Origin of the sequence: Olleya namhaensis, from assembly GCF_900114005.1 — a bacterium.
GTDB lineage: Bacteria > Bacteroidota > Bacteroidia > Flavobacteriales > Flavobacteriaceae > Olleya > Olleya namhaensis.
The window spans coordinates 1-1632 of record NZ_FORM01000024.1 but is presented as its reverse complement, the minus strand read 5'-3'; the positions used below and the strand labels follow the sequence as shown (position 1 = coordinate 1632).

The following is a 1632-nucleotide window of genomic DNA, read 5'->3' as shown; positions in this document are numbered from 1 at the left end:
TCAAACTATTTTTTTTACCTTCTAAACGTCTAAAAAAAATCTTTTGAACTAGAAAATATTAACAAAAAAAGGTCAACCTATATCAGTATAATACAGAAACCAAATCTTAATAATAATATTTTTTGGAATTTTAGCTTGTAAAGAAAACAAGCCGAAAGAAAATTTGGTTACTAAAATTGAGCCTTCAGAAAAAACAGAGATTAAAAAAGTAGATACCTTACTCAATACTGAATTACTCAATTTACTAAATCAATCTTACGAAAAAAAAAGTTTTGATTCTCTAAACCTATTCTTTGATAAATGGAAAACGGAATCTAAAAAAATCGAACCCAAAATAAATGATTCATTGACTTCAAATCTATATCAGATATTTTACGAAATATATCATCCATTCGAATTGGAAAAATATGGTTGGATGAAAAGGGAGCATTTCAAAGAATATAAATACGCAATTCCACCTTCGAGTTTACCTTATACTTTTGGAACAAAAATTGACACGCTAAAAGAATTCTATCCCAAAAATAATTTTCCAAACGCAAGTGTTTTAAACTCAATACCAGAATTTGAAAATGCATTAACAGATTTCATTTCAAAAGGCAAGTTTGAGCGCGATGATTTTTTAAGTAAAACTTTACTTATGCCAATAACATATCGAAAAGCTGATTTTAAAACCTCACCTGAAATAAATTTCATTTCAATAAATAAGGAAATGAATAAAGCAAAAGCGGAAATTAGATTAATTAGCACAGGATTGGAATTAAACCTATCCAAAACGAAAGGAAAATGGAACGTCGATGAAATCAAAGAACTTTGGATAGAATAAATAACAGTTGCCAACACCGTGTATAATTAATTGCTTGGTTTTAGCCTACTTACGAAAGTCCTCGCGGACTTTCTATCTGTGATTTTTTTGCTAACTTTAGTGCTTAAATCGCGCAACTAACCATACACAAAACCGTTGGCAATAATTTGAAAAACCGCATATGAAACTAATTTTGACAATCATTTTACTATTGACTTTTAATATCGGATTTTCTTGTACTTGTGAAAATTTAGGTAAAATTGACAAAGAACAATTCAATCAATATGACTTAATTGCGACTGGAAAAATATTGAGTGTGGACTTCGGAGAGTTTACGCAAAAAATTGAAGTCGGAATCCATAGAGTGTTTAAAGGAAAAATAACGAAAATGACTATTGTTTTGTCTACAAGTAGTCAATCAGGAATGTGCGGAATTTTTCCAAAAACCGGAGAAAAGTGGTTGATTTATGCCAATGGAAATAATTATGAATTTTCAACTGACTTATGTACTCGAACCCAAAATATGACAAAAGTTAATCAAAGAGAAAAGGAAAGAATAAAAGATGATTTGACTTTTTTAAAACAAAATTCAACTCGGAAATAAAAACTATTGCCAACACCGTATATAAAAAATTGCTGGTGTTGGACTTAAACAAAGGTCGTTGCAAGTTTGCTACGTCTGAATTTCCTTCGGAAATTCCTCGCACGCAAACACGCAACTTTCCATATACAATCACGTTGTGGTGCATATGCGAAAAACGACATTCATAATATTAATAACAATGATTTTTAATTCAGTAAATGGACAAAATTTAAGCGGAACTTGGCTA

General features: G+C 30.1%; 2 protein-coding genes. Both read left to right on the top strand.

All coding sequences use genetic code 11. The annotated features are described in order from the left end of the window. Positions 1 to 163: 163 nt before the first annotated feature. The gene (locus tag BMZ09_RS15935; RefSeq protein WP_090842492.1) at positions 164 to 823 is read left to right on the top strand and encodes a hypothetical protein; all 660 of its coding nucleotides are present in this window, start codon (positions 164 to 166) and stop codon (positions 821 to 823) included. A gap of 160 nt (positions 824 to 983) precedes the next feature. After that, positions 984 to 1406 carry a hypothetical protein gene (locus BMZ09_RS16255; RefSeq protein ID WP_090842490.1) on the top strand — a complete coding sequence of 141 codons (423 nt, stop codon included), beginning with the start codon at positions 984 to 986 and terminating at the stop codon, positions 1404 to 1406. Positions 1407 to 1632 lie beyond the last annotated feature (226 nt).